Below are 20,639 nucleotides of genomic sequence, written 5' to 3'. Positions count from 1 at the left end.
GCCAGCGATGCCACCCATGAGCCATCCATGAGCGACCCCGCCAGCGCCCCCGCCGGCGGCACCGGCGCCGCGCCGCTGTCCGGCCCCGTCAGCGACGGCGCCAGGCTGGCCTTCAATGCCGCCGAGCCGCCCACCGGGATCCTGCTGGCGGCGGGCTACGGCCGCCGTTTCGACGCCACCGGCCGGCACAACAAGCTGCTCGCCCGCCTGCCCGACGGCCAGACCGTGGCCGGGCGCAGCGCGCGCACGCTGGCCGCCACGCTGCCAGGTTCGCTGGCGGTGATCCGCCCGGGCCACCCGGCGCTGGCGGCCGAGCTGCGCGCGGCCGGCTGCCGCGTGCTCGAAGCACCCGCGGCCGAGGCCGGCATGGGCGCCGCGCTGGCGGCGGCGGTCGCCGCCACCGCCGATGCGCGCGGCTGGGTGGTGGCGCTGGCCGACATGCCGTGGCTGCCGGCGGACCTGGTGCGCGCGGTCGCGCTCACCATCACCACGCCGGACGCCATCGCCGCGCCGTGGCGCGACGGCCAGCGCGGGCACCCGGTGGGATTCGGCGCGGCCTGGCGCGGCGCGCTGCTCGGGCTCGACGGCGACGAAGGCGCGCGGGCCTTGCTGAAGACGCAGCCGGTGGTCAGGATCCTGACCGAAGATCCAGGCGCCTTCCGCGATGTGGACGTGGCGGGCGACCTGGCGGGCTGACCACCCGCGCGGGGGCGCGGCGTCAGTTGCCGTCCGCCTCCGAGAGCGCGCGCAGGTATTCCCGCCGCCACCAGTGCACGTCCTGGGCGCGGATGCGCTCGAGCAGCTTCTGGTGGCGCGACTGGCGCTCGGCCAGCGGCATGTGCAGCGCCTGCTGGATCGCCTGCGCGGTGGCGTTGATGTCGTAAGGATTGACCAGCAGCGCCTCGCGCAATTGCTCGGCCGCGCCGGCGAAGCGCGACAGCACCAGCACGCCGGGATCGTCCGGGTCCTGCGCGGCGACGAATTCCTTGGCCACCAGGTTCATGCCGTCGCGCAGCGGCGTCACCAGCGCCACGCGGCAGGCCCGGCACAGCCCGGGCAGCCGGCGCCGCGCGGTGGTGCGGTGGATGTAGCGCACCGGCATCCAGTCCAGCTCGCCGTACTCGCCGTTGATGGCGCCCGACAACCCTTCCATCTCGCGCCGCAGGTCGGCATACGCATCCACCGTCTCGCGCGAAGGCGCGGCGATCTGGATCAGCGTGGCGCTGCGGCGGTTCTCCGGATACTGCGCCATCAGCGCGCGCACCGCCTTGAGGCGCTGCGGCAGGCCCTTGGAATAGTCCAGGCGGTCGATGCCCAGCAGCAGCCGGCGCGTGGAATACTGCCCGCGCATCATCTCGTAGGTCTCGCGCGAGTCCTCGCCCTGCCCCAGCGCGGCGAACTCGTCCACGTCGATGCCGATCGGGAAGGCCTGCGCGCGCACCGTGCGGTGGAAGGCGCGGAAGCGGTTGTCGCCCATCGGCTCGGCCTGCGCCTCGCGCTGCACGTAGCGCGAGAAATGCTCGAGGTCGAGCTGGCTCTGGAAGCCGATCAGGTCGTAGGCGAACATGGCGCGCATCAGCCACTCGTGCTGCGGGATGGCGGCCAGGATCAGCGGCGGCGGCAGCGGGATGTGCAGGAAGAAGCCGATGCGCTGGCCGCAGCCCATGGCGCGCAGCTCCGACGCCAGCGGGATCAGGTGGTAATCGTGGATCCAGATCACGTCGTCGGGGCGCAGCAGCGGCGCGAGCTTGCGCGCGAACAGCTGGTTGACGCGGCGGTACACGTTGAGGTGGGCCGAGTCGAAGTCCGCCAGGTCGATGCGATAGTGGAACACCGGCCACAGCACGCCGTTGCTGTAGCCCTGGTAATACGCGTCGTGGTCCTCGCGGCACAGGTCCACCGTGGCCAGCGTGACATTGCCGGCCTGCTGGATATGCAGCTCGCCCTCGCCCGGCGTGCCGCCCTGCGCGGCCTCCACGATCTTGCCGCTCCAGCCGAACCAGACCCCGCCGGTGGCCTTGAGCGCCTCGCCCAAGGCCACCGCCAGGCCGCCCGCGGCAATATTGCGGGGATCGGCAACGCGGTTGGATACCGCAACTAGTCTGCCCATGTTTTCCTTTGTCGTGCCACGCTCCCGTCGCCGGAAGGCAGCGCCGTGTCAGATCACCGCATCCCACGGCGCCGACAGGCGCGTGGCGCCATTGATCAAACCCACCATCGAATACGTCTGCGGGAAATTGCCCCACATCTCGCCGGTCACCGGGTGGGTATCCTCGGACAGCAGGCCGAGCGGATTGCGCGCCGCCAGCATGGCCTCGAAGATCTCGCGCGCCTCCTCGCGCCGCCCCACGCGGGCCAGCGCGTCGATGCGCCAGAAGGTGCAGATGTTGAATGCCGTCTCGGGCTTGCCGAAATCGTCGGGCGCCTCGTAGCGGCGCATGTAGGGCCCGTCGCACAGCGAGGCTTCCATCGCCTTGAGCGTGGACATGAAGCGCTCGTCCTGCGGCGCGATGAAGCCCACCTCGGCCATCAGCAGCACGCTGGCGTCCAGCTCGCGCCCGCCGAAGCTCTCGGCGAAGGCCTGGCGCTCCTCGCTCCAGGACTCGCGCACGATGCGCTCTTTCATGGTGTCCGCATGCCCGCGCCAGTAGGCGGCGCGGTCCGGCAGCTGCAGCGCGTCGCCGATCTTGGCCAGGCGGTCGCACGCGGCCCAGCTCATCAGCGCCGACGAGGTGTGCACGCGCGCGCGCGTGCGCAGTTCCCACATGCCGGCGTCGGGCGTGCCGAACACGCGCACCGCCTGCTCGCCCACGCTTTCCAGCACGCGGAACTCGGCCGCGCCGCCCCGGTGCAGCAGGCGATGGTCGTGGAAGGCCTGCGCCGCGCCCAGCACCACGTTGCCGTACACGTCATGCTGGAAGTGCTCCTGCGCCTGGTTGCCCACGCGCACCGGCCCCATGCCGCGGTAGCCGGACAGGTGATCGAGCACGCTCTCGGGCAGCTCCAGCTCCAGGCCGATGCCGTACAGCGGCTGGATGTGGCCGTCCTTGGACTGCATCACCACGTTGGACAGCCAGCGCAGGTAGTCCTCCATGGTGCCCACCTCGGACAGGCTGTTGAGGGCCCGGATCACGAAGAAGGCGTCGCGCAGCCAGCAGAAGCGGTAGTCCCAGTTGCGGCCGCTGCCGGGCGCCTCGGGGATGCTGGTGGTCATGGCCGCGACGATGGCGCCGGTCTCCTCGAACAGCGACATCTTGAGCGTGATGGCGGCGCGGATCACGGCGTCCTGCCATTCGCGCGGCACCGCCAGGCGGCGGCTCCACATGCGCCAGTAGGCGGTGGTTTCCTGCTCGAAATCGCGCGCCGTTTCCTCCACCCCGCCCTGCAGCGTCTCGTCGGGGCCGAGGATGAAGTCGAGGCTGCGCGTGAGCAGGAAAGGCGTCTGCGACAGCACATAGGTCAGCGGCGCGTTGGTGGTCATGCGCAGCGTCATGCCGTCGCCGATATAGCGCACGTGGCTGCTGCCGCGCGTGATCTCGGGCGCCATGCGGCCCCAGTCGAAACGCGGCGCCACCGTCACCCGCACGCGCGGCGCGCCGCGGATGGGACGGATGCGGCGGATCAGCGTGGTCGGGCGGAAATAGCGGCCCAGGCGGAAGAAGCGCGGCGCGAAATCGGTGATCTCCAGGCAGTTGTTGTGGCGGTCCGTCAGCCGCGTGCGCAGCACCGCGGTGTTGGGCTCGTACCATTGCTGCGCTTCCTGGAAATCCTCGATCTCGATGGAGAAGTGGCCGGCGTCCCCGCTCGGGTCGAGCAGCGCGTTGAAGACCGGGTCGCCGTCGAAGCGCGGCAGGCAGCACCAGACGTAGCGGCCGCGCCCGTCGACCAGCGCCGAGATCGCGCAGTTGCCGATCATGCCCAGCGAGAGCGAGGGATCGGCGTGGCGGTGGATGGCGCCGGCGGCACGCGGGCGGCTATCTTCGGTGGATGATTGGCTCACAGCGATTCCCCCTCAAGACGTCGTCGTGGATGTGGGCGCGGGCGCGGAAGGCGGCGCGGGCGCATCGCCGGCCGCGGCCATGACTTCGAGCGCCTTGGCCGAGCGGTGCAGCCAGCAGCGCAGCGCCGCCGGCCCGGTCACGCTGACGGTGGCCGCGCTGGGCCGCTGGCCCACCAGCACGCCCACGCCGCCGAGGCGGCGCACCACCGCGAAGCCGGCTTCGTCGGTGATGTCGTCGCCGGCGAACAGCGGCCGGCGCCGCGCGAACGGCGGACCGCGCATGAAGGTGTCGATGGCGCCGCCCTTGTCGACGCCGGCCGGCTTGAACTCCACCACCATCTTGCCGTGCAGGACTTCGATGCCGGGCACGCCGGCGGCCAGCCGCGCGGCAACGTCGCGCACCAGGCCCTCCAGCTCGGGCGCGGCGCGGTAGTGCACCGCCACGGCGACGGACTTGCGCTCGAGCTGCAGGCCCGCATGCGCGGCCACCAGCGCCTGCAGCGGCGGCAGCAGCAGGGGCACGCCGGGGTCGGGCTCGCGCAGGCGGTGGCCGCCGGCGTCGCGCAGTTCCGCGCCGTGCACGCCGGCCGCGGGTAGCAGCAGGGGCTTGAGGAAGTCGTCGAGCTCGGCGATGGGCCGGCCGGACACCAGCGCGACGGCGCCGTCCAGGTGGCGGTGCAGGGCGCGCAGGGTCCCTACCAGTTCCGGTTCGACCCGGACCAGATCGGGGCGAGGCGCGAGGTCCGCCAGCGTACCGTCGAAGTCCAGGAACAGCGCCGTGTCGGGTTCGATGAGGGGCAAAGGAGGCATTGCGCTACACCGTATCAGAGTGTTTTGACAGCGTCCACCGGACGCCGTCCTACATGGTGCGTGGCCGCGCAGGCCGCACCGCGGCGGCGCCTGCACCGCCGCGGTGCGTGCGCCGGCCTGCTCTCGGGGCGGTCCCGGCAGGGCGCGGGATTCGCCCGCCGGGTGCCTGCGCAAGCATCGCGCCGCGCGCCATCCTTTATCATTGACGGTTTCGCCATCCCTGCCCCGGCTGTCCACGATGACCCGCAAACCCGATTACCTGAGAAAAATCCTCACCACCAAAGTGTATGACGTGGCGCAGGAAACCGATCTCACCTTTGCCCAGCAGTTGTCCGCGCGCACCGGCAACTCGGTGTGGTTCAAGCGCGAGGACACCCAGCCGGTGTTCTCGTTCAAGCTGCGCGGCGCCTACAACAAGATGGCATCGCTGACGCCGGAAGAGCTCCGGCGCGGCGTGATCGCGGCCTCGGCCGGCAACCATGCGCAGGGCGTGGCGCTGTCGGCGGCGCGCCTGCAGTGCAAGGCGGTGATCGCCATGCCGGTCACCACCCCGCAGGTGAAGATCGACGCGGTGCGCGAGCGCGGCGGCGAATGGGTCCGGATCGTGCTGCACGGCGACTCCTACAGCGACGCCTACAACCACGCGGTGGAACTGGAGAAGAAGCACAAGCTGACCTTCATCCACCCGTTCGACGACCCCGAGGTGATCGCCGGCCAGGGCACCATCGCCATGGAAATCCTGCGCCAGCACCCGGGGCCGCTGCACGCGGTGTTCGTGGCCATCGGCGGCGGCGGGCTGATCTCGGGCATCGCGTCCTACATCAAGGCGGTGCGCCCCGAGATCAAGGTGATCGGCGTGCAGACCGTGGATTCCGACGCGATGAAGCGCTCGGTCGACGCCGGCAAACGCGTGGAACTCAAGGAAGTGGGCCTGTTCTCGGACGGCACCGCGGTCAAGCTGGTCGGCAAGGAAACCTTCCGCATCACGCGCGAGCTGGTCGACGAGATCGTGCTGGTGGACACCGACGCCATCTGCGCCGGCCTCAAGGACGTGTTCCAGGACACCCGCAGCATCCTCGAGCCGGCCGGCGCCATGGCCGTGGCCGGCCTCAAGCTCTACGCCGAGCGCGAAAAGCTCAAGGGCCAGCACCTGGTGGCCATCGCCTGCGGCGCCAACATGAACTTCGACCGCCTGCGCTTCGTCGCCGAGCGCGCCGAGGTGGGCGAGGCGCGCGAAGCCGTGTTCGCGGTCAGCATCCCCGAGGAACGCGGCAGCTTCAGGCGCTTCTGCGAACAGGTCGGCACCCGCAACGTGACCGAGTTCAACTACCGCATCGCCGACAACAGCACGGCGCACATCTTCGTCGGCGTGCAGATCGCCAGCCGCGCCGAGAACGACAAGATCGCCGCGGGCTTCCGCCGCCACGGCTTCGAGACGGTGGACCTGTCCAACAACGAGCTGGCCAAGCAGCATATCCGCTACATGGTGGGCGGCCACTCGCCGCTGGCGCACGACGAACTGCTGTACCGCTTCGAGTTCCCGGAGCGCCCGGGCGCGCTGATGCGCTTTCTCTCCAGCATGAGCCCGAACTGGAACATCAGCCTGTTCCACTACCGCAACCAGGGCGGCGACACTTCCAATATCCTGGTCGGCATCCAGGTACCCAAGAACGAGAAACGCGCGTTCCGCGCCTTCCTCGCCACGCTGGGCTACGTACACTGGGAAGAAACCGAGAACCCGGTCTACAAGCTGTTCCTGTCCTGATTTGCCCCGACCGAAACGATAGCCGGGGTCTCCCCCTCCCTCTCCCGCCCGCGGGAGAGGGAGGGGGAGACCCCGATGCCCCCGGAGCCCCCATGAGCCTCCCCGAACACTCGCCGCTGGGCAAGCCCTCGGCCTACAAGACCGAATACGACCCCAGCCTGCTGTTCCCGATCCCGCGCCAGCCCAAGCGCACCGAGATCGGCCTGGCCGAAGGCCGCGCCCTGCCCTTCTTCGGCGTGGACATCTGGAACGCCTACGAATTGTCGTGGCTGAACCTGAAAGGCAAGCCCCAGGTCGCGCTGGCCAGCTTCATCATTCCCGCCGACACGCCCAACATCGTCGAGTCCAAGTCGTTCAAGCTCTACCTGAACTCGTTCAACCAGAGCAAGATCGCCTCGCCCGAGGCCGTGCAGCAACTGCTGCACCACGACCTGTCCGAAGCCGCCGGCGGCACCGTGCAGGTCCGCCTCGTGACCGAAGCCGACCTCGGCACCCAGAAGATGGGCGAACTCGACGGCATCCAGCTCGACCGCCTCGACATCGAGACCGACATCTACGAACCCGCGCCGCACTTGCTGCACGCGAACCAGGACGAGGCGCCGGTCGAGGAGACGCTGGTGTCGCACCTGCTCAAGTCGAATTGCCTGGTGACCGGCCAGCCGGACTGGGGGAGCGTGCAGATCCGCTACGTGGGTGCGCCGATCAACCAGGAAGGGCTGCTCAAGTATCTGATTTCTTTCCGCAACCATAATGAATTCCATGAGCAGTGCGTGGAGCGGATTTTTACTGACGTGATGCGGGAGTGCAGGCCGGTGAAGCTGGCGGTATATGCGAGGTATACGCGGCGCGGCGGGCTGGATATTAATCCGTTTCGGACTAATTATAATACGGCGTGGCCGGATAATCGGCGGAATGCTCGGCAGTAGGGATTTTTATTTTTTTTGGAAGATTAAAGTCAACTTCAAAGTCAAAATCTTTAAATTCAAAGTCTTTAAAGTCAAAGTCTTAACTTCAAAGTCTTAACTTCAAAGTCTTAACTTCAAAGTCTTAACTTCAAAGTCTTAACTTCAAAGTCTTAACTTCAAAGTCTTAACTTCAAAGTCTTAACTTCAAAGTCTTAACTTCAAAGTCTTAACTTCAAAGTCTTAACTTCAAAGTCTTAACTTCAAAGTCAAAGGCTTTCGCTCCCCCGGAGCGACCTACTTTCTTTTTTCCGAAAAGAAAGTAGGCAAAGAAAGCGGACTGCCTGGCCGGCAGGGGCAGAAACGTTGGGGTTTCTGGTTGTTGGTGGTTTCGTGGTGGGGACGGTGGTTCTGCTGGCATCCTGCCGTTACCGGTGCGAGCGGCCACGATCTTGCTGACGGCAGTGGTCTCGGGGTCAGACCTATGATGGCGGGCGCACTGCTTGTTCTGCCATCTGCCGTTACCGGCTTGGGCGGCCACGGCGTAGCATCCTCGTGGTTTCGTGGTGGGCGTGGTGGACCGGAGCGCGGATGTATGGGGCTACGTTCAAACTGGGGCCACCGCGCCCACCACGAAACCAGCGCGGCGCCTATGACGTGCCCATCCGCTCCGGTCGCGGCAGCAGCTTGAACCACCTGGGCCGCTGCCATCATGCAGCTTCACCGCGAATCGAACACCACCCGCGACGCCGCAGGCGAGCAAACCGGTAGCGTCAGCAGTCTTATCGAAGCCGTCGCGACCACCACGAAACCCAAATCAGATTTAAAGTCTGAGCGCCCAGCCTTCTGCAAGAATCGCTTTCTTTTGGTTACTTTTCTTTTCGAGAAAAGAAAAGTGACACTTACATGTGTGCGAATGGGCTACCAAGCCAAAGCCGCTAGGCCCACAAAGACAAGCAGACTCTAAATACGCCAAAAAAAACCAATCAATCCCAATCCACCCCCCTCAACCATCACAAATCAAGAAAATCAAAACTCCCCATGTAACCTTACCCCATAAAACTTCACCGGCCCCCGGTCCCGGTTATACCCCGGATTCCGAATATACTGAAAATCCGGGCTGATACTCAAATACTTCACCGGCTGAAAACTGTAATACAGTTCCAGCACCTGCTCCGGCCCGTAGCGCAGCGTGCCGTCGCCGAGGAACGCGCCGAGGCCGCCGGCCGCCAGGTATGCCCGGTGGCGCGGCCCCAGCATGTTGACTGCCACCGCCAGCCCCACCGCGTCGCGCGGGCGGCCCCAGGCGTTGCCGTTGAGGATGCCGCCGGCCGATACCTGGCGGCCGATTTCGGTGAAGGCGTAGGTCTCGGTCTTGTCGTCCGACATGTTGGCGCGCGCGAACACGCCCAGGGAATCGTTGATCCGCTGCAGCAGGGTGAGTCCCACGCCGATCTTGGCGTGTTCCTCGCGCACGTCGGCCACGTCCGGCGTGGTGCCGTTGGCGGCGCCGAATTGCAGCGCGTCGCTGAACGCGCCCATGCGCGCCTTGTTGCGGAAGAACAGCAGCCGCGCCGTGCCGGGCTGGCCGGCGATGCTGTAGCGCTTCTCGAATTCGAGGATGTCGCCGTAGTGCTGGAACATGCGCGTGTCCAGTTCCAGCCCGTTGGATTCGAGCGGCTGCAGGAAGCGGCCGATGCGCGCCGACCAGGTGTCGCCGATATATTCCAGCGCCACGCCCCAGTCGTAGCCGCGCGCGTCCGCCGGGTAGTCGAACGAGCCGTGGGTGAGGAACGACCAGTTCATGAACTGGGTGCGCGGGTCGGAGCCGAATTCGTTCTGGTCGAACACGTCGAGCGCGCCGAAGTTGCCGGCGGTCAGCACCACGCGGCGCTTGTCGACGCTGCCGGCGAACTGGTTGAAATCGGCCTCCACGTCCTCGCTGCCGCCGCCCAGGCCCCAGGTCTGGCGGATGAAGGCGCGCGCGCGGTAGAACACCGGGCTGGTGCTCGATACCTTGGCCAGCTCGCCGTTGGGCAGCCCGCCCAGGCCGTGCAGTTCGGAGAACGGCACGCCCTGCGTCACTTCCGGGTTGAAGTGGAATTCCGCGCCGCGCCACAGGCGGATGCCCAGGTCGAGCGTGGTGCTGAACGAATAGCTCTTGGCGCGCTGCGTGCTCAGGCTGTTCTCGCCCGAATAGGCCGCGCCGAAGTCCGGCTTGCGCTGCCAGATATAGGTGGTCTGGCCGTGGAACGAAAATGGCGCGTCGGCCTCGTTCACCAGGCTGCCCGAGGCCGGCATCGGGGCGGGCACCTGGCCGGCGCCCGCGTCCTGGGCCTGCGCCATGCCGGCGCAGGCCAGCAGCGAAAGGGCGGCGGCCGACAGCCGGCAGGCGGCAGGCAAGCGGAGCCGCGCCGGGGCGGCAATGAGACGGCGAAGCAGCATGAAAAATCCGGGGAAAGCATGACCGGCGGCGTGGCCGGCGGCAGCAACGGCGCTGCCGGGCGAATTGGCGGGACGAAGCATAGCCAAGCGTTTATGACATGTCTACCTTGTATTGCTGCATTGCAACAATACAAGCGCGGCGCGGACCCGGCTCCAGCCATTTTGTAACCGGCCTTGAATTAATTAATTCGAAAATTAATATTTCCTTCATTCCGGCCGTCTCTCCGTCCATGCCCGCAGACACCCCTTCCCCGCCCCGGCGCCCGGGCCGGCCCGCCGCCGGCAAGGCGGCCACGGCCGGCCAGCGCGCGCAGCTGCTGGACGCCGCCACCGCCCTGTTCGCGCAGCACGGCGTGGCCGCCACGCCGATCAAGACCATCGCCACGCATGCCGGCGTCACGCCGGCGCTGGTGCACTACTACTTCCGCGACCGCGACCAGTTGCTCGACGCGGTGGTCGACGAGCGCCTGCAGCCGCTGGTGGAGCAGGTCTTCGCGCCCGCGCTGGCGGACCTGGACGACCCCACCGCGATGCTGGTGGGCATTGCCACGCGGCTGATCCGCGCCGCCGCCGCCACGCCGTGGTTCCCGGGGCTGTGGATTCGCGAGATCGTCAGCGTGGAGGGACAACTGCACGAGCGCGTGCTGCAGAAGATCGCGCTGCGGCGCGCCGGCCTCGTCACCGCCCACCTGAGCGCCGCGCGCGCGGCCGGCAAGCTCAACCCGGGCGTGGAGCCGGCGCTGCTGATGGTGTCGCTGATCGGCCTGGCGCTGCTGCCGCTGGCCACCACGCATATCTGGCGGCGCCTGCCCGGCGCGCAGGCGATCGACGCCGAAGCGCTGGCGCGCCATGTCGGCGCGCTGCTGGCGCACGGGATGTCGCCGCTGCCTGTCCCGCCCAGCCCCTCCGCCTGAAAATCCAGCCATGCGCCCGGAGCCGCCCATGCATCGCTACCGCCTCTCCCGACTCTCTCGCCGCGCCGCCGCCCTGGCCCTGTCCGGCGCCGGCGCAGGCGCCGCCGCGCTGCTCGGCGCCTGCGGCAACGACGCGCCGCCCTCGTGGCAGGGCTATGTGGAAGGCGAGTTCGTCAGCGTGGCCTCGCCGTTCGCCGGGCGGCTGGACCAGCTTGCCGTGCAGCGCGGCCAGCAGGTCGCCGGCGGCGCGCCGCTGTTCGCGCTGGAAGCCGACGACGAGCGCGCCGCGCAGCAGCAGGCCGCCGCGCAGTTGCGCGTGGCCGAGTCGCAGTCGGCCGACCTGCAGACCGGCAAGCGCCCGCCCGAAGTGGACGCCGCGCGCGCCCAGCTCGCGCAGGCGCAGGCCAGCGCGGTGCGCAGCGCGGCGCAGTACCGGCGCGACCAGGCGCAGTTCGCCATCGGCGGCATCGCCCAGGCGCAGCTCGAGGAAAGCCGCGCCGGCGCCGCCGCCGACGCGGCCCGCGTGCGCGAGCTGCAGCGCGACGTGGAAGTCGCGCGCCTGCCGGGCCGCAGCGCCCAGCGCGCCGCGCAGGAAGCCCAGGTGGCCGCCGCGCGCGCCGCGCTCGCGCAGGCCGACTGGAAACTCTCGCGCAAGACCGTGAGCGCGGCCCAGGCCGGCCTGGTCTACGACACGCCGTTCCGCCTGGGCGACTGGGTGCCGGCCGGCAGCCCGGTGGTCAGGATGCTGCCGCCGGGCAACGTGAAGGTGCGCTTCTACGTGCCGGAAACCGTGGTCGGCGCCTTGCGGGCCGGCCAGGCGGTGCGCGTGCGCTGCGACGGCTGCGCCGCGCCGGTCGACGCCACCGTCAGCTACATCTCCAGCCAGGCCGAGTTCACGCCACCGGTGATCTACAGCAACGAGACGCGCGGCAAGCTGGTGTTCCTGGTGGAGGCGCGCCCGGCCGCGGCCGACGCGCCGAAGCTGCACCCGGGCCAGCCGGTCGAGGTGGCGCGGCCATGAGCGCATCCTCCGCGCCGGCCGCGCGCGCCGGCGGCCACGCCGGACCGGTCATCGACGTGCGCGACCTCAGCAAGCGCTACGGCGACAAGGTGGTCGTCGACAAGCTCAGCCTGCAGGTCACGCGCGGCGAGATCTTCGGCTTCCTCGGCCCCAACGGCAGCGGCAAGACCACCTCGATCCGCATGATGTGCGGCCTGCTCACGCCCGACGGCGGCAGCGGCACCTGCCTGGGCTACGACATCCTGCGCGAGAGCGCGCAGATCAAGCGTCGGGTGGGCTATATGACGCAGAAGTTCTCCTACTGGGACGACCTCTCCATCCGCGAGAACCTGGATTTCGTCGCGCGCGTGTACGGCATGCCGAAGCGGCGCGAAGCCGTCGACCGCGCGCTCGAGGAGCTCGGCCTGGCCAGCCGCGCGCAACAGCTGGCCGGCTCGCTCTCGGGCGGCTGGAAGCAGCGCCTGGCGCTGGCCGCCTGCCTGCTGCACGAGCCGCAACTGCTGCTGCTCGACGAGCCCACCGCCGGCGTCGACCCCAAGGCGCGGCGCGATTTCTGGGCGCAACTGCACCAGCTCGCCGCGCGCGGCATCTCGGTGCTGGTCAGCACGCACTACATGGACGAGGCCGAGCGCTGCCACAAGCTTGCCTATATCGCCTACGGCAAGCTGCTGGCGCAGGGCACCGCGGACGAGGTGGTGGCCAGCCAGAAGCTGGTCACCTGGAGCGTGCAGGGCGAACGGCTCTCGGCGCTGTCGGACCAGCTGCGCGACGCGCCCGGCGTGGAACAGACGGTGGTGTTCGGCAGCGCGCTGCACGTCACCGGCCACGACGCGGCCGCGCTGGAAGCCACGCTGCGCCGCGTGGCGGGCGCGCAGCACCGGCTGGAGCGCATCGACACCAGCCTGGAAGACGTCTTCATCCACATGATGAGCCGCGCCGAGGACAATATGCGCGCCGGCCAGGAGGCCCGCCGATGAGCGCCCACGGCAACGGCGGCCGCTTCGCCTTCTCGCTGCAGCGCTGGTGGAGCATCGTCATCAAGGAGTTCCTGCAGCTGCGCCGCGACCGCGTCACCTTCGGCATGATCGTGGGCCTGCCCATCATCCAGCTGATGCTGTTCGGCTTCGCCATCAATACCGACCCGCGCCAGCTTCCCACCGCGGTGATCGCGGCGGACCAGAGCGAGTTCACGCGCTCGTTCGTGGCCGGCATGCAGGCTTCCACCTACTTCCGCGTGACCCGCACCCTGCCCGACGAAGCGGCCGGGCGCGCCGCGCTGCGCCGCGGCGACGTGCAGTTCGTGCTCACCATCCCGGCCGACTTCACCGCGCGGCTGCTGCGCGGCGAGCGCCCGGCGCTGCTGGTCGAGGCCGACGCCACCGACCCGTCCGCCACCGGCCAGGCCATCGCCGCGCTGCCGCAGCTGGCCTACTCGGTGGCCGACAAGGACCTGCAGGGCGCGCTCGCGCACCTGGCCGGCGGCAAGGCGCCGTTCGAGGTGCAGGTGCAGCGCCTCTACAACCCGGAAGGCCTGACGCCGTACAACATCATCCCCGGCCTGATGGGCGTGATCCTGACCATGACCATGGTGATGATGACCGGCCTGGCGATGACGCGCGAACGCGAGCGCGGCACCATGGAAAACCTGCTCGCCACGCCGGTCAGGCCGCTCGAGGTGATCACCGGCAAGATCGTGCCCTACGTGTTCATCGGCCTGATCCAGTCCACCATCATCCTGCTGGCGGCGCGCTGGATCTTCCACGTGCCGTTCGTCGGCTCGGTGGTGGCGGTCTACCTGGCGGCGCTGCTGTTCATCGCCGCCAACCTGACGGTCGGCATTACGCTGTCGTCGCTGGCGCAGAACCAGTTGCAGGCGGTGCAGCTGACCTTCTTCTATTTCCTGCCGGGCATCCTGCTGTCGGGCTTCATGTTCCCGTTCCAGGGCATGCCGGGCTGGGCGCAGGGCATCGGCAGCGTGCTGCCGCTGACCTACTTCAACCGCATGATCCGCGGCATCCTGCTCAAGGGCAACGGCTGGGCCGAGCTGTGGCCCGACGTGTGGCCGCTGCTGCTGTTTACCGCCGTGGTGATGGCCATCGCGGTGCGTTTCTACCGCCGCACACTCGACTAAGGGAGCCGGCCATGCCAGCCTCGCCGCGTCTGCTCGTCTCCATGCTGCCCGCCGCGCTCGCCCTCGCGCTCGGCGGCTGCGCCGCCGGCCCCGATTTCGCGGTGCCGCCCGCGCCGGACGGCGACACCTACACCGCCGGCACGCAGCCGCGGCGCACCGGCGCGGCCGACGCGCCGGACGGCCAGGCGCAGGAACTGGTGGCCGGCGCCGACGTGCCCGCGCAGTGGTGGACCCTGTTCCGCAGCCCGGCGCTGGAGCGCGCCATCCGCGCCGCGCTGGAAGCCAGCCCCACGCTGGCGCAGGCGCGCGCGCGGCTGGAGCAGGCGCGCCAGGACCTGTCCGCCGGCACCGGCGCGCTGCTGCTGCCGCGCGTGGACGCCAGGCTCAACGCCACGCGCGAGCAGGTCGACCTCGCCACGGTCGGCATCACCGCGTTTCCCAGCCCGGGCCCGTTCACGCTGTACGGCGCCAGCGTGGAGGTCTCCTACACGCTCGACCTGTTCGGCGGCGCGCGGCGCGAGCTCGAAGGCCTGCGCGCGGCGGTGGACTACCAGCGCTTCGAGCTGGAGGCGGCGCGCCTGGCATTGGCCGGCAACGTGGCCACCGCGGCCATCCGCGAGGCCGGCCTGCGCGCGCAGATCGCCGACACCGAGGCCATCGTGCAGGCCGGGGAGCAGCAGCTCGCCATCACGCAGCAGCGCTACCAGGCCGGCGGCGTGGCCGCCGTCGACGTGCAGCGCCAGCGCGGCGAGCTGGCGCAGAGCCAGGCGCTGCTGCCGGGACTGGTCCAGCAGCTCGCCGCCACGCGCCACCAGCTCGCGGTGTACGCGGGCCAGCCGCCGGCCAGCGCCGGGCTGCCGGAATTCCGCCTGGAAGACCTGACGCTGCCCGACACGCTGCCGCTGGCCCTGCCGTCCGCGCTGGCGCAGCGCCGGCCCGACATCCGCGCGGCCGAGGCGCTGCTGCACCAGGCCTCGGCCAATATCGGCGTGGCCACCGCGCAGCTCTATCCGCAGCTCACGCTCAGCGGCAGCGCCGGCACCCAGGCCATGTCCACGCGCGACCTGTTCGACAGCTTCAACGTGTGGTCGCTGGCCGCCGGCATCGTGCAGCCGGTGTTCCGCGGCGGCGAGCTGATGGCGCGCAAGCGCTCGGCCGAGGCGGCGTACGAGCAATCGCTGGCCGCCTACCGGCAGGCCGTGCTGACCGGCCTGCGCGAAGTGGCCGACACGCTGCGCGCGCTCGAAGCCGACGCCGGCACGTTGCAGGCGCGCGCGGACAGCGCGCGCCAGGCCGGCGCCACGCTCGCGGTGGTCAGGGAACAGTACCGCCTCGGCGGCGCCAGCCAGCTGGCGGTGCTCGATGCCGAGCGGCGGGACCGGCAGGCGCGGCTGGCGCTGGCGCAGGCGCGCGCGAGCCGGTTTGCCGACTCGGCGGCGCTGCTGCAGGCGCTCGGCGGCGGCTGGTGGCAGGAGCGGGAAGCCGCCGCGCCGCAAGCCACCGGCGGCGGCCTCGCCTCAGCGGCCCAGGAACGCCCGTAGCCGCCGCGCGCCTTCGTCCAGGCGGGCGGTGTCGCAGGCGTAGCACCAGCGCACGAAGCCCTCGCCTTCGTCGCCGAACGCGCTGCCGGGCGCGAGGCCGAGATGCGCCTCGCGCACCAGTTGCTTGCACAGCGCCAGGCTGTCGCGCGCGCCTTCGAGCCGGAAGAACACGTACATCGCGCCTTGCGGCGCATGCACGTCCACGCCCGGCACCGCCGACAGCGCGCCGACGAGGTGGTCGCGCGCCGCGCGCAGCTTGCCGACCAGCTCGCGCGTGAAGGCCTCGCCCTCGCGCACCGCCACGATGCCCGCCTCCTGCACGAAGGACGGCGCGCACGAGGTGTTGTACTCGATCAGCTTGCCGAGATCGCCGGCGAGCGCCGCTGGCAGCACCATCCAGCCCAGCCGCCAGCCCGTCATCAGCCACGCCTTCGAGAACGAGTTCACGCAGATCACGCGCTCGTCGCGGCCGGCGATGTCGAGAAAGGACGGCGCCACGCCGGACTCGCCGGCGCCGTAGTAGAGGCGTTCGTAGACCTCGTCCGCGACGATCCAGATGCCATGCCGGCGGCAGTGGTCGAGCACGGCCTGCTGGTCCGCGCGCGACATCACCCAGCCGGTCGGGTTGTTGGGCGAGTTGATCATCAGCAGCCGCGTGCCCGGCGTGAGCGCGGCCAGCAGCTTGTCCAGGTCGAGCGTCCAGCCGTGGGCGCCGTAGTCGAGCGAGACGGTCTGCACCTCGGCGCCGAGGATCTTGGGAATCTCCACCAGGTTGGGCCACAGCGGCGTGACGGCGACGGCGCGGTCGCCGGGGCCGGCCACCAGCTGCGCGGCCAGCATCAGCGCGTTGACGCCGGCGCTGGTGACCGCCACGTTGTCCGTCGCGGTGGCGCCGTGCAGCGCGCTCACGTAGCCGGCCAGCGCCTCGCGCAGCGGCGCGATGCCGAGGTTGTGGGTGTAGAAGGTGGCGCCGCCGGCCAGCGCGCGGCTGGCGGCGTCGCGGATGAAGGCGGGCGTGACCTGGTCGGACTCGCCGAACCAGAACGGCAGCACGTCGGGCAGGCCGATGCCGGCATTGGCCACCTCGCGGATGCGCGAGGCGCGCAGGTCATGGACGGCGGCGCGGGCGGCGGCTGGGCTGGCGAAACGGGCCGCCGGGCCGGGCTGGCTGGTGGACATCTGCACTCCTTGGTGGTGAGGGGAATCCGGGCCGCGCGGCGGCGGACCGGGCAAGCGTAACGCAAAGCGGGCGTCCCCGGTAGCGGCGCCGGCCCGGGGCGCCGGGCAATTCCCGCGCCACCCGGCCCCTTCCCAACCCTCCCGGCCTAGGGATTGTCCCGATCCCGTCCACATTGACTCCCCGGGCCGCATCGCCTACAAATTCGTCTACAACATCAGTAAATTTTGTAGACAATCTTGTTTTCAATATAGCGGCAGGCTGCGGGCGGCACCACGGCCGGCACCCGCCACCAGGAGAAACCCACGATGCAAGCGACCGCCACCCCCACCGCGCCGCCCGACGCTGCCCAGGCCGCCGGCCACGCGCACGGCAACGCCCTCATCAAGCCCGGCTACGACGAGCGGCTGACCAACGAGGACCTCGCCCCGCTGCGCAAGCAGACCTGGGGCACCTACAACATCTTCGCGTTCTGGATGTCCGACGTGCACAGCGTGGGCGGCTACATCACCGCCGGCAGCCTGTTCGCGCTGGGCCTGTCCAGCTGGCAGGTGCTGGTGTCGCTGCTGGTGGGCATCGTGATCGTGCAGTTCTTCTGCAACCTGGTGGCCAAGCCCAGCCAGGCCACCGGCACGCCCTACCCGGTGATCTGCCGCGCCTCGTTCGGCGTGCTGGGCGCCAATATCCCGGCGGTGATCCGCGGGCTGATCGCGGTGGCGTGGTACGGCATCCAGACCTATCTCGCGTCGAGCGCGTTCCTGGTGCTGGCGCTGCATTTCTTCCCGGCGCTGGCGCCCTACGCGGATGCCGGGCTGCACGGTTTCGCCGGGCTGTCCGCGCTGGGCTGGTGCGCGTTCATGACGCTGTGGGTGCTGCAGGCGCTGGTGTTCTGGAACGGCATGGAGACCATCCGCAAGTTCATCGACTGGGCCGGCCCGGCGGTCTACGTGGTGATGATCGCGCTGGCCATCTGGCTGGTGCGGAAGGCCGGCTGGGAGAACGTCAACTTCACGCTGAGCTTTCTCAAGTACACCGGCTGGGACGCGGTGCCGGTGATGCTCACGGCGATCGCGCTGGTGGTGTCCTACTTCTCCGGCCCGATGCTGAACTTCGGCGACTTCTCGCGCTATGCGAAGGATTTCCGCTCCGTGCGGCGCGGCAACTTCTGGGGCCTGCCGGTCAACTTCCTCGGCTTCTCGCTGCTGACGGTGATCACCACCTCGGCCACGCTGCCGGTGTTCGGCAAGCTCATCACCGACCCGGTGGAAACCGTCAGCCACATCGACAGCACCTTCGCCATGCTGCTGGGCGCGTTCACCTTCATGACCGCCACCATCGGCATCAACATCGTGGCCAACTTCGTCTCGCCGGCGTTCGACTTCTCCAACGTCTCGCCCCGGCACATCAGCTGGCGCACCGGCGGCATGATCGCGGCGGTGGCGTCGATCTTCATCACGCCGTGGAATCTCTACAACAACCCGCAGGTCATCCACTACACGCTGGACATCCTGGGCGCCTTCATCGGCCCGCTGTTCGGCATCCTGATCGCCGACTACTACCTGGTGCGCCGGCAGCAAGTGGTGGTGGACGATCTCTACACCATGAGCCCGCAGGGCCGCTACTGGTACCGCAAGGGCTACAACCCGGCCGCCGTGCTGGCCATGGTGCCGTCCGCGCTGATCCCGATCCTGTGCGTGGTGGTGCCGGCGTGGCAGCTGCTGGCCAACTACAGCTGGTTCATCGGCATGGGCATGGCCCTGCTGCTGTACCGCCTGCTGGCGCCGCGCCTGATGCCGGCCCACCTTGCCAACCCTTCCTGAACCGCAGAACAAGACTCGCCATGAAGCTCAAGATCATCAACCCCAACACCACCCAGAGCATGACCGACAAGATCGGGCAGTGCGCCGCCGCCGTGGCCGCGCCCGGCACGCGTATCGCCGCGGTCAGCCCGCGCATGGGGCCGGCCTCGATCGAAAGCCACTATGACGAAGCGCTGTCGGTGCCGGGCATCCTCGACGAGATCCTGGCCGGCGAGCAGGACGGCACCGACGGCTACGTGATCGCCTGCTTCGGCGACCCGGGCCTGTACGCGGCGCGCGAGGTCGCGCGCGGCCCGGTGATCGGGGTGGCCGAGGCGGCCATGCACATGGCCAGCATGGTCGGCACCAGCTTCAGCGTGGTGACCACGCTGGCGCGCACCTGCAACATCGCCTGGCACCTGGCCGAGCGCTACGGCATGAAGCGCTTCTGCCGCGACGTGCACGCCTGCGACCTGCCGGTGCTGGACCTGGAGCGGCCCGGCTCGGACGCGCGCCGCATCGTCGCCGAGGCGTGCCGCCGCGCGCTGGCGCGCGACGGCAGCGACTGCATCGTGCTGGGCTGCGCCGGCATGGCCGACCTGTGCGAGGAAATCGCCGAGGCCATCGGCGCGCCGGTGATCGACGGGGTCAGCGCGGCGGTGAAGATGGCCGAAGGGCTGGTCTCGATCGGGCTGGGCACCAGCAAGCGCGGAGACTGGGCGCGCCCGCTGCCCAAGGCCTACGCCGGCATGCTGGCGCCGTTCGCGCTCAACTGACGCCGCAGCCGGCCCCGGCCAACTTGTGTACGATATGCGGGAATTTCGTCGCCAATCTCGGCGGCAAGCCGACCATGCGTACCCAGATGGCAACCAGCAGAAGCAGAGCGAAACCGAAGGAAAAGGAAAAGGCCGTGGCCGGCGATACCGCCACGGAGGCGGCCGAGGCGGCCGAAACCGGCGAGGCCTCGGCCGTCGAGACCATCTACCTCCACCTGCTCACCGCGATCATGGAGCATCGCCTGCTGGCGGGCACCAAGCTGGTGGAGGAGCGCCTGTGCGAAGTCACCGGCGCGAGCCGCGCGCGCATCCGCCAGGTATTCGCGCGGCTCGCGCACGAGAAGCTGGTGACGCTGGTGCCCAACCGCGGCGCCTTCATCGCCAACCCCACGGTGGACGAGGCGCGCCAGGTGTTCCAGGCGCGCCGCGTGGTGGAGCCGGAACTGGCCGGCGTGCTCGCGCGCCAGGCCACGCCGGCCCGCATCCGCAGCCTGCGCCGCCACGCGCAGGAGGAAGACAGCGCGCGCAGCCGCGGCGACCGCGCCGCCATGATCCGCCTGTCCGGCGAATTCCACATCCTGCTGGCCGAGATCGCCGGCAACGCGATCCTGGAGAAGCTGATCCGCGAGATGGTCTCGCTGACCTGCCTGATCATCACGCTCTACGACCGCCCGGGCGCCCCGGCCTGTCCCGAGCACGAGCACCGCGAACTGATCGACGCCATCGAAAAGCGCGACGCGCGGCGCGCCGCCGAACTGATGACCGAGCACCTGGAACACATCGAGGCCTCGCTCGACCTCACCGCGCAGGCCAGCGGCACGCCCGACTTCCACAGCATCTTCGCGCGCGGCTGAGCGCCCGGGGGGGGCCTACCGCCCGCCCGTATCCCCGTCGCCGGGCTGCACCCAGCCCGGTTTCATGCGCAGGCCGAAGCTGCTGCGCGGCTGCGCCTCGCGCTCGGGGCGCAGCGCGTACTGGTCGCGGCTGCCTTGCGAGACAGGCGGCGTGGCCTGCTGAGCGGCCTGCTGGGCGGCCGGCGAAGCGGCTGCATTGCCGCCGGCGCGCGGCGCGGCCTGCCCTGCCGCGCGGGCATCGCTGGCGGCGGACGGGGACGGCGGCGCCGCCGGCGCGGCCTGGGCGGCCATGCCGGCGGATAGCGCCACGAGAAGGAAGATAAGGGGTCTGGAGATCACTGTCACACGGCGGCGCGGCACGGGGCTGGCCAGCGGCTGGCGCCGTCATCGCAGTTGCTGAAGCCGCCATTGTCTCAGATGGCGGCCGGCCGGGGCATATTGCCGGCGGGCGGGCCGCGCCGGGCACCGGCCGCGTCCCCGCCCCCGGCAAGCGGCCTCGGAGCC

Annotated in this window: 17 protein-coding genes; 11 read left to right on the top strand and 6 right to left on the bottom strand. The window is 69.7% G+C overall.

The annotated features are described in order from the left end of the window. The first annotated feature begins 27 nt into the window (after nucleotides 1-27). Nucleotides 28-696, top strand: coding sequence for a nucleotidyltransferase family protein (locus ACKI2N_RS03570; protein WP_420995828.1), 669 nt, complete (start codon nucleotides 28-30; stop codon nucleotides 694-696). A 22-nt stretch (nucleotides 697-718) separates the two neighbouring features. On the opposite strand, the gene otsA is transcribed toward ACKI2N_RS03570, so the two are convergent. The 3 genes from otsA to otsB all read right to left on the bottom strand — a co-directional run bounded on the left by otsA (nucleotide 719) and on the right by otsB (nucleotide 4,810). Beyond that, nucleotides 719-2,110: an alpha,alpha-trehalose-phosphate synthase (UDP-forming) gene (gene otsA / locus ACKI2N_RS03565; RefSeq protein WP_420995827.1), complete on the bottom strand. Its 1,392-nt coding sequence runs from the start codon at nucleotides 2,108-2,110 to the stop codon at nucleotides 719-721. A 48-nt stretch (nucleotides 2,111-2,158) separates the two neighbouring features. After that, nucleotides 2,159-3,916: a glycoside hydrolase family 15 protein gene (locus ACKI2N_RS03560; RefSeq protein ID WP_426990822.1), complete on the bottom strand. Its 1,758-nt coding sequence runs from the start codon at nucleotides 3,914-3,916 to the stop codon at nucleotides 2,159-2,161. Between the two features lie 96 nt (nucleotides 3,917-4,012). Next, nucleotides 4,013-4,810 (bottom strand): trehalose-phosphatase, encoded by a 798-nt coding sequence (otsB, locus tag ACKI2N_RS03555; RefSeq protein ID WP_420995824.1) that lies wholly within the window; start codon nucleotides 4,808-4,810, stop codon nucleotides 4,013-4,015. 238 nt (nucleotides 4,811-5,048) lie between these two features. Between otsB and ilvA the strand changes: the two genes are divergently transcribed. Both ilvA and queF read left to right on the top strand, forming a co-directional pair. Beyond that, the gene (gene ilvA / locus ACKI2N_RS03550; RefSeq protein WP_420995822.1) at nucleotides 5,049-6,575 is read left to right on the top strand and encodes a threonine ammonia-lyase, biosynthetic; all 1,527 of its coding nucleotides are present in this window, start codon (nucleotides 5,049-5,051) and stop codon (nucleotides 6,573-6,575) included. A gap of 92 nt (nucleotides 6,576-6,667) precedes the next feature. Beyond that, the gene (queF, locus tag ACKI2N_RS03545) at nucleotides 6,668-7,501 is read left to right on the top strand and encodes an NADPH-dependent 7-cyano-7-deazaguanine reductase QueF (protein WP_426990418.1); all 834 of its coding nucleotides are present in this window, start codon (nucleotides 6,668-6,670) and stop codon (nucleotides 7,499-7,501) included. Nucleotides 7,502-8,506: 1,005 nt separating this feature from the next. On the opposite strand, the gene ACKI2N_RS03540 is transcribed toward queF, so the two are convergent. Further along, nucleotides 8,507-9,922 (bottom strand): carbohydrate porin, encoded by a 1,416-nt coding sequence (locus ACKI2N_RS03540; RefSeq protein ID WP_420994646.1) that lies wholly within the window; start codon nucleotides 9,920-9,922, stop codon nucleotides 8,507-8,509. A 230-nt stretch (nucleotides 9,923-10,152) separates the two neighbouring features. Between ACKI2N_RS03540 and ACKI2N_RS03535 the strand changes: the two genes are divergently transcribed. Genes ACKI2N_RS03535 through ACKI2N_RS03515 form a run of 5 tightly spaced genes read left to right on the top strand, consistent with a single transcriptional unit; the run spans nucleotide 10,153 to nucleotide 15,529 of the window. Continuing rightward, nucleotides 10,153-10,836, top strand: coding sequence for a TetR/AcrR family transcriptional regulator (locus tag ACKI2N_RS03535; RefSeq protein WP_420994645.1), 684 nt, complete (start codon nucleotides 10,153-10,155; stop codon nucleotides 10,834-10,836). Nucleotides 10,837-10,864: 28 nt separating this feature from the next. After that, on the top strand, nucleotides 10,865-11,857 hold the full coding sequence (locus ACKI2N_RS03530) for an HlyD family secretion protein (protein WP_420994644.1): 993 nt from the start codon (nucleotides 10,865-10,867) through the stop codon (nucleotides 11,855-11,857). After that, entirely contained in the window at nucleotides 11,854-12,834 is a 981-nt protein-coding gene (locus tag ACKI2N_RS03525; RefSeq protein ID WP_420994643.1) for an ABC transporter ATP-binding protein, read from the top strand. The genes ACKI2N_RS03530 and ACKI2N_RS03525 overlap by 4 nt, the downstream gene beginning before the upstream one ends. Next, nucleotides 12,831-13,988: an ABC transporter permease gene (locus tag ACKI2N_RS03520; RefSeq protein ID WP_420994642.1), complete on the top strand. Its 1,158-nt coding sequence runs from the start codon at nucleotides 12,831-12,833 to the stop codon at nucleotides 13,986-13,988. Before ACKI2N_RS03525 ends, ACKI2N_RS03520 begins: the two co-directional genes overlap by 4 nt. Before the next feature lie 11 nt (nucleotides 13,989-13,999). Further along, nucleotides 14,000-15,529 (top strand): efflux transporter outer membrane subunit, encoded by a 1,530-nt coding sequence (locus ACKI2N_RS03515; protein ID WP_420994641.1) that lies wholly within the window; start codon nucleotides 14,000-14,002, stop codon nucleotides 15,527-15,529. On the opposite strand, the gene ACKI2N_RS03510 is transcribed toward ACKI2N_RS03515, so the two are convergent. After that, complete coding sequence (locus ACKI2N_RS03510) at nucleotides 15,506-16,708, bottom strand: pyridoxal phosphate-dependent aminotransferase (protein ID WP_420994640.1); 1,203 nt, start codon at nucleotides 16,706-16,708, stop codon at nucleotides 15,506-15,508. The genes ACKI2N_RS03515 and ACKI2N_RS03510 overlap by 24 nt on opposite strands. A gap of 306 nt (nucleotides 16,709-17,014) precedes the next feature. Between ACKI2N_RS03510 and ACKI2N_RS03505 the strand changes: the two genes are divergently transcribed. From ACKI2N_RS03505 to ACKI2N_RS03495, 3 genes are all read left to right on the top strand, one after another. After that, the gene (locus tag ACKI2N_RS03505; RefSeq protein WP_420994639.1) at nucleotides 17,015-18,526 is read left to right on the top strand and encodes an NCS1 family nucleobase:cation symporter-1; all 1,512 of its coding nucleotides are present in this window, start codon (nucleotides 17,015-17,017) and stop codon (nucleotides 18,524-18,526) included. Nucleotides 18,527-18,546: 20 nt separating this feature from the next. Further along, nucleotides 18,547-19,281, top strand: a complete 735-nt coding sequence (locus tag ACKI2N_RS03500; RefSeq protein WP_420994638.1) for an aspartate/glutamate racemase family protein — start codon at nucleotides 18,547-18,549, stop codon at nucleotides 19,279-19,281. A gap of 134 nt (nucleotides 19,282-19,415) precedes the next feature. Further along, nucleotides 19,416-20,135 (top strand): GntR family transcriptional regulator, encoded by a 720-nt coding sequence (locus ACKI2N_RS03495; RefSeq protein WP_420994637.1) that lies wholly within the window; start codon nucleotides 19,416-19,418, stop codon nucleotides 20,133-20,135. A gap of 15 nt (nucleotides 20,136-20,150) precedes the next feature. Here ACKI2N_RS03495 and ACKI2N_RS03490 read toward each other — a convergent pair whose 3' ends face one another. After that, nucleotides 20,151-20,474 (bottom strand): hypothetical protein, encoded by a 324-nt coding sequence (locus tag ACKI2N_RS03490; protein WP_420994636.1) that lies wholly within the window; start codon nucleotides 20,472-20,474, stop codon nucleotides 20,151-20,153. Nucleotides 20,475-20,639: the final 165 nt, after the last annotated feature.

Origin of the sequence: Cupriavidus sp. 30B13, from assembly GCF_049059565.2 — a bacterium.
Lineage (GTDB): Bacteria > Pseudomonadota > Gammaproteobacteria > Burkholderiales > Burkholderiaceae > Cupriavidus.
This window is presented reverse-complemented; position numbering and strand designations above follow the sequence as displayed.